The sequence below is a fragment of the Bacillus sp. FJAT-27445 genome (genome assembly GCF_001510665.1).
Classification (GTDB): Bacteria; Bacillota; Bacilli; order Bacillales; family Cytobacillaceae; genus Bacillus_D.
In genome coordinates, this window is sequence record NZ_LMTI01000001.1 from 453,093 (window position 1) to 459,761 (window position 6,669).

Below are 6,669 nucleotides of genomic sequence, written 5' to 3' on the forward strand. Positions count from 1 at the left end.
TCTTTTCTTGGAATCACTCAATTTAAACGGGCGTAAATTTAACGCAGGATATCTTCGATGTGGGCAAGCATTTCCGATGAAAGTTTGACGCCGCTTGCTTTGACGTTTTCCTCAACCTGTTCAGGACGGCTTGCGCCAATCAAAGCACTGGATACGCCTTCCTGGCGAAGAATCCATGCTAGGGCCAGCTGGGAAAGGCCCAAATCCAACTCTGCCGCAACCCCTTTAAGTTTTTCAACTTTATCAAGATTTTCATCTGTTAAAAGTCCGAAAAGGTTCGCATATCCTTCAACAGAGGCGCGGCTGCCGGCAGGGATTTCCTGTCCTTTTTGATATTTTCCGGTCAGGACACCCTGTGCGAGCGGAGAGAAGACAACCTGTCCGATTCCGTGCTTTTGGCTGACCGGCAGTACTTCATCCTCGATATAACGCTGCAGCATGCTGTATTTCGGCTGGTTGACGACAATCCGGTCGAGCAGCTTCCTGTCGGCAAGGTGAACGGCTTCGGTTATTTGCTCGGCTGTCCATTCGCTGACGCCGATGTAAAGAACCTTTCCTTGGCGGACGAGGTCATCCAGCGCGCGCAATGTTTCCTCCAATGGAGTTTCCGGGTCATACCGGTGGCAATAATAAAGGTCGACATAGTCGGTTCCAAGCCGTTTCAGACTGGCGTTCGCCTGCTCAATGATGTGCTTTCGTGACAGGCCTTTGTCATTCGGGCCTTCGCCCATTTTGCCAAACACCTTCGTTGCAAGCACATACGACTCACGCGGGTATTTGCTCAACGCTTTGCCAACCACTTTTTCGGCTTCACCGCGAATGTAGACATTGGCGGTATCGAAAAAATTAACACCGAGTTCATAAGCCCGGTCAATCGAGGCTTCAGCGTTTTGTTCCTCAACATAACCCCCATATGTAAGCCAACTTCCTAAACTGATTTCGCTTACCTTCAACCCAGTTTTCCCCAACCTGCGGTATTCCATTGCGACCACTCCTTATTATTTCGGTTTACGTAATAAACGTACTATAGTGGGAATTTTATGTAAAGGAGGAATTTTTTAAATAGTTAGTTAGGGTGACCATAACTCTTAACTGTTAACATAATCATGTTATGGTTAAGAATTCGCAAACAATCTCCTCGACAAATTTCAGGTAGTGATTCTCACTGTTCGGGGTTTTCAACACTATCCGGGGGAGTGGCACTGTTCGCATTTTTGCTTGTCCACTTTCACTGCCAGGTGATAGACTGAATGCGTAGAGTTTGAGAAACAAGCATGATGAGCAAAAGGGGGATTCAGTGTGGCTGAACCGTTGATTACGATTGAATGGAAAAATGATGGACTGGTGCTGATTGACCAGACTCTTTTACCGAATGAAATAGTATATGAAACATTTACAACAGCGGAAGGCGTTTGGGACGCTATCCGGGTGATGAAGGTCCGCGGCGCGCCGGCGATCGGGGTTGCTGCTGCCTATGGGCTATACCTTGGGGTGAAGGATGCGTCCGAAGATTCCTTCGATTCTTTTTGTAAAAAAGTAAAGGAAATTTCCGATTACCTGGCAACGTCCCGTCCGACAGCAGTGAATCTTTTCTGGGCGCTAGATCGGATGGAAAAGACGACGGAATCCTTAAAGACGCTCCCGATCGCAGAAATCAAGGCAAAATTACTTGAAGAGGCGATTGCCATCCATAAGGAAGACGAGGAAATCAATCGGAAAATCGGTGAGAATGCCCTTACTCTCATGAAGGATGGTATTGGGCTGCTGACGCACTGTAACGCTGGGGCGCTAGCGACAACGAAATACGGTACCGCAACAGCGCCAATGTACCTGGCAAAAGAAAAGGGCTGGGACATCAAGGTATTCTCGGATGAAACAAGGCCACGCCTTCAAGGTTCGACGCTTACAGCACTTGAGCTGCAGCGCGCTGGCGTTGATGTAACAGTCATCACCGACAGCATGGCCGCGGTCGTCATGTCACAGGGTAAAATTGACGCCGTCATCGTCGGTACGGACAGGGTTGCAGCCAACGGAGATGTGGCAAACAAAGTCGGCACTCTAGGCGTTTCAATTCTTGCCAAGCATTATGGCATCCCATTCTATGTCGCGGCTCCAACGCCGACAATCGACATGCGTACAGAAACTGGGAAAGACATTCCAATCGAAGAGCGCCATGCCCATGAAGTCATCAACCGCTTCGGACAGTTTTCCGCGCCGCAGGACATCCAGGTCTATAATCCTGCCTTTGACGTGACGCCTCACGAAAACGTAACGGCCATCATCACCGAAAAAGGAATTGTCCGCGCACCGTACAAGGAAAACCTGAAAAAGCTGTTTGAAGAATAAATTCTTCTTTTAAAAAAAGCATCATAACAGGGATCAATCAAAATTTAAAAAGGCGGTAGATTCCGCATGCGATTAAAAAAAGAACGTGAGAAAATCGTCGAATACGGGAAAAAATTGATTACAAGCGGGCTTACAAAGGGAACGGGCGGCAACATTTCCATTTTTAACAGAGAGGAAGGGCTTGCCGCCATCAGCCCGAGCGGCTTGGATTATTTTTCGACCGAGCCAGAGGACATCGTTGTCGTCGACCTAGACGGAAATGTGATTGAAGGAAGCCGCAAGCCGTCAAGCGAACTCGAAATGCACTTGATTTTTTACCGGAAAAGAGACGACATTGATGCGCTCGTCCATACCCATTCACCATTCGCAAAGACAATCGCTTCGCTGAGATGGGACCTCCCGGCTGTTTCCTATCTCGTTGCCTACGCAGGTCCGAATGTTCGGTGCTCTGAGTATGCAACCTTCGGGACGAAGGAACTTGCCGAAACGGCATTCAATGGGATGGAAGACCGTCGCGCCGTCCTATTGGCAAACCACGGTTTAATCGCCGGTGCGCACAATATTGAAACGGCCTTTACGATTGCCGAAGAAATTGAGTTTTGCGCGCAAATTTACTACCAGACGAAATCGATTGGCGATCCAGTCCTTTTGCCTGAAGATGAAATGGTAAGACTTGCAGATAAATTCAAAACGTATGGGCAAAAATAAGACTGAATCAGGGATGTTAAAAAGGAATCTTCAATTAAAATTGAAGGTTCTTTTTTTACGGGTTATATAATTATCTTTTCAAAAAAGAATTAAAAATTCGTTAATCCACTATGTTAATAAATGAACAAAAAGGGTATTTCATGCTATAGTAATAAAAAACTTTACTGTAATGCAGTGTTTAGGAAGGTGAGACGATGGCAGAATTGAAAGCAAATGACAGCAGCCTTCCGCTCAGGCGGGATGTGAAGATGCTCGGGAATATTCTCGGAGAGATTCTTCAATACAATGGTGGACTTGAATTATTTGAAACAGTCGAAAAAATTAGGCTAAAATTTAAACTTCTGCGCGAGTCGTTCGAAATCACGATTTACGAGGAGCTGAAAAGGGAAATTTCCGGACTTGATCCTAAAATGAGGAAACAGGTTATCCGGGCATTTGCCGTATATTTTCATTTGATTAATATTGCCGAGCAAAACCACCGCATTCGGAGGCGGCGCGAATACCAGCTGCAGGAAGATGCGACTAAGCAGCCCGGTTCGATTGATAATGCCATCCTTTCGTTGAAAGAGCACAAAATCAGTGCCGAGGTAATCAAGAAGGTTCTTGAGGGGATGTCGCTTGAACTCGTCATTACCGCGCACCCGACCGAAGCGACGAAGCGGTCGGTCCTCGAAATCCAGAAGCGGATCGCCGACCTTCTGAAGAGCCTGAACAATCCCCTTTTAGCCAAAAAAGAGAGGGAAAAGATTGAAGGCAGCCTGATTAACGAGGTGGCCGCCCTCTGGCAGACGGATGAACTTCGGGATAGAAAACCGACCGTCATTGATGAAGTGAGGAATGGCTTATACTATTTTGATCATACACTGTTCGATGTACTTCCAGAAATTCACCAGGAGGTCGAGGAATGCCTCACAGACCATTACCCGGAAGAACCATGGGATGTACCGGCTTTCCTCCGATTCGGTTCGTGGATTGGCGGCGACAGGGATGGCAATCCTTTTGTTACATCAGATGTAACGTGGGAAACCCTCATGAGGCACCGCAAGCTTGTTTTAAAAAAATACAGGGAAGTGCTTGTCGAACTGATGAGGCGCTTCAGCCATTCAACGACGCGTGTAAAGGTGAGCGAAGAGTTGATTGAATCGGTTCTGAATGATGAACGGAAATATTTGCCGGAAGATCGGCGGTGGACAGTCGCAGAAGAGCTGTACCGCCGGAAATTTGCCGTCATGATCGAACGTGTCCGCAAGATTGGGGAGGATGAATCAGGCTACAAAGGTCCTGAAGAACTATTGGCAGATCTTGAAATGGTTCGCCGTAGCGTGTACGGGCATCACCCCGCAAACCGTGAGCTTAAGCTTATGGAAAAATTGATCAGCCAGGTGAAGCTGTTTGGATTCCATCTCGCAACTTTGGATATCCGAAACCACAGTGGCGAACATGAAGAGGCCATAACGGAAATTCTCAAGAAAGTAAGGATTGTGGATGATTACAAATCCCTGGGCGAGGAGGAAAAACAGGAACTCCTTCAAGGATTGCTTGCGGACCCGCGCCCGTTACTGCTTTTGCATGAGGATTATTCGAAGGAAACACAGGAAATGATCAACGTCTTCCAGCTGATCAAAAAAGCACATGAGGAATTCGGGAGGCAATCCATCTCGGTTTACCTTGTCAGCATGACCCAGTCGGTAAGCGACCTCCTTGAAGTACTGGTACTCGCAAAGGAAGCCGGCATTTACAGGCTTCATGCGGATGGGACGGTCGAGTCGTATTTGAATGTTGCGCCGTTGCTTGAGACAATCGATGATCTTACGGCTGGTCCGAAAATCATTGAAACGCTACTCAACATGCCTGTATACAGGAACCATTTGCAAATGCTCGGCAACCGCCAGGAAATCATGCTCGGTTATTCGGATGGGAGCAAAGACGGCGGCACAATGACCGCAAACTGGAAGCTGTACAAAGCGCAGCTGGAAATCCATCAAATGGCCCGGGAGCATGACATTCGCCTGAAGTTTTTCCACGGACGCGGCGGCTCGCTTGGCCGTGGCGGCGGCCCGCTTAATAGAAGCTTGCTTTCCCAGCCGGCTGAAACGTTTGGAGATGGGATAAAAATTACCGAGCAGGGCGAGGTCCTGTCATCCCGTTATCTTCTTGAGGACATCGCCTATCGGAGCCTCGAGCAGGCAACTTCAACGATGCTTGAGGTGGCAGCCCACGTATCGACCGAATCGGAACAGGAAATCCGGGATGATCGGTTTGTCCGGGCGATTGAGGAAATTTCCGCCGAATCACTTTTGAAATACCAGTCGCTTGTTTTCGAGGACAAGGATTTCCTCACGTATTTCAACCAGGCAACACCTCTCAATGAGATTGGCGAGCTGAACATCGGCTCACGGCCAATGGCAAGGAAGAACAGCGCGAAATTCGAAAACCTCCGCGCCATTCCATGGGTATTTGCCTGGACGCAAAGCAGGCAGCTCTTACCGGGCTGGTATGCGGCGGGCACAGGATTGGAGAGCTTTGCTGGTAAAAGTGAAGAGAATTTGGCTCTACTCCGGGAAATGTATGAAAAATGGCCGTTTTTCCGCTCGACCATCGATAACCTTCAAATGGCGCTTATGAAGGCGGATATCACAACAGCCAGGGAGTATGCCGCACTTGTTGAAGATGAGGAAATTAGGGACAGGATTTTTGGCAACATAGAAGACGAATACAACAAGACGAAAAACATCCTGCTCTTGATTACGGAAGATGAAGAGCTGCTAGAGCACTCACCAAACATCCGCGACTCCGTCAAAAGGCGGAATCCGTACGTCGATCCGCTCAACTTCATCCAAGTAGAGCTTATCAAGGAACTGCGGAAAATGGACGAGCCCGATGAAGAGCTCATGACCCAGGTCCTGCTCACAATAAGCGGAATCGCTGCCGGTCTGAGGAACACGGGCTGATGCTTGATTTTCATTTAGTTAGGGGAAGGGGCACTGTGAAAAGTGTCCCTTTTTAGTATTGTAATTAGTCAACTTTAGAGAAAAGGAATTTAAATCAGATATGGGAAAGAAGAAAAAGAAAAAGAATAAGAATAAGAATAGGAAGACCTACTATTATGACGACTGGGGCATCGATTCGGATGAAACCTTTGCGTTCATAGCCGGGTATACGTCGGGCGGGGCACCGTATGGGATAACACATGAAGAAATGGCTGAAATTGAACTGCTGGAAAGGGAAGCAGAACTACGGAAAAAAGCGTTGAAGGATTCGAGTCTGGAATGGGTGGATAAACTGCTAGGAAGTGCCGACTTGGACGGAGACGATATTTTTGACGATGGCTTTGGTTATCTACACGTTGAAGATGAAGCGATATGGGAAGACAAGGAGCTGCAGCGTGAGAAGGAACAGCATCGGCTAAAGGAGTCCGCGGAAAGGCTTACCTCAGTAAAAACGCTACGTGATGAGGATGCCCCGTATCTGTTGGAAAATGACGCGAGCTTCTTTTTTGTAAAGTGTTAGGGCGAACCAGGTGAGTGACATTCTAAGGGTAAATGGGGTTCGGTTGTCAGATAAAGCCCGGATATGTGACAACCGCAGGTCAAAATCGGGTTTGGTTGTCAGATA

General features: G+C 47.8%; 5 protein-coding genes. 4 read left to right on the forward strand and 1 reads right to left on the reverse strand.

The features are described 5' to 3' along the window. Positions 1–38: 38 nt before the first annotated feature. Positions 39–983 (reverse strand): aldo/keto reductase family protein, encoded by a 945-nt coding sequence (locus AR337_RS02195; RefSeq protein WP_059170368.1) that lies wholly within the window; start codon positions 981–983, stop codon positions 39–41. A gap of 316 nt (positions 984–1,299) precedes the next feature. Here AR337_RS02195 and mtnA point away from each other — a divergent pair, with 316 nt between their 5' ends. From mtnA to AR337_RS02215, 4 genes are all read left to right on the forward strand, one after another. After that, entirely contained in the window at positions 1,300–2,346 is a 1,047-nt protein-coding gene (gene mtnA / locus AR337_RS02200) for an S-methyl-5-thioribose-1-phosphate isomerase (RefSeq protein ID WP_059170369.1), read from the forward strand. 66 nt (positions 2,347–2,412) lie between these two features. Beyond that, positions 2,413–3,054, forward strand: a complete 642-nt coding sequence (locus AR337_RS02205) for an L-fuculose-phosphate aldolase (RefSeq protein WP_059170370.1) — start codon at positions 2,413–2,415, stop codon at positions 3,052–3,054. A 194-nt stretch (positions 3,055–3,248) separates the two neighbouring features. Then, positions 3,249–6,005, forward strand: coding sequence for a phosphoenolpyruvate carboxylase (gene ppc, locus AR337_RS02210; protein WP_059170371.1), 2,757 nt, complete (start codon positions 3,249–3,251; stop codon positions 6,003–6,005). 100 nt (positions 6,006–6,105) lie between these two features. Continuing rightward, positions 6,106–6,564, forward strand: coding sequence for a hypothetical protein (locus AR337_RS02215; protein ID WP_059170372.1), 459 nt, complete (start codon positions 6,106–6,108; stop codon positions 6,562–6,564). The last annotated feature ends 105 nt before the right edge of the window (positions 6,565–6,669 follow it).

What these genes read in the sequence shown, in the direction of transcription:
- AR337_RS02195 (WP_059170368.1), bottom strand. Translation starts at nt 983, where the DNA reads ATGGAATACCGCAGGTTGGGGAAAACTGGGTTGAAGGTAAGCGAAATC.
- AR337_RS02205 (WP_059170370.1), top strand. Translation starts at nt 2,413, where the DNA reads ATGCGATTAAAAAAAGAACGTGAGAAAATCGTCGAATACGGGAAAAAA.
- ppc (WP_059170371.1), top strand. Translation starts at nt 3,249, where the DNA reads ATGGCAGAATTGAAAGCAAATGACAGCAGCCTTCCGCTCAGGCGGGAT.
- AR337_RS02215 (WP_059170372.1), top strand. Translation starts at nt 6,106, where the DNA reads ATGGGAAAGAAGAAAAAGAAAAAGAATAAGAATAAGAATAGGAAGACC.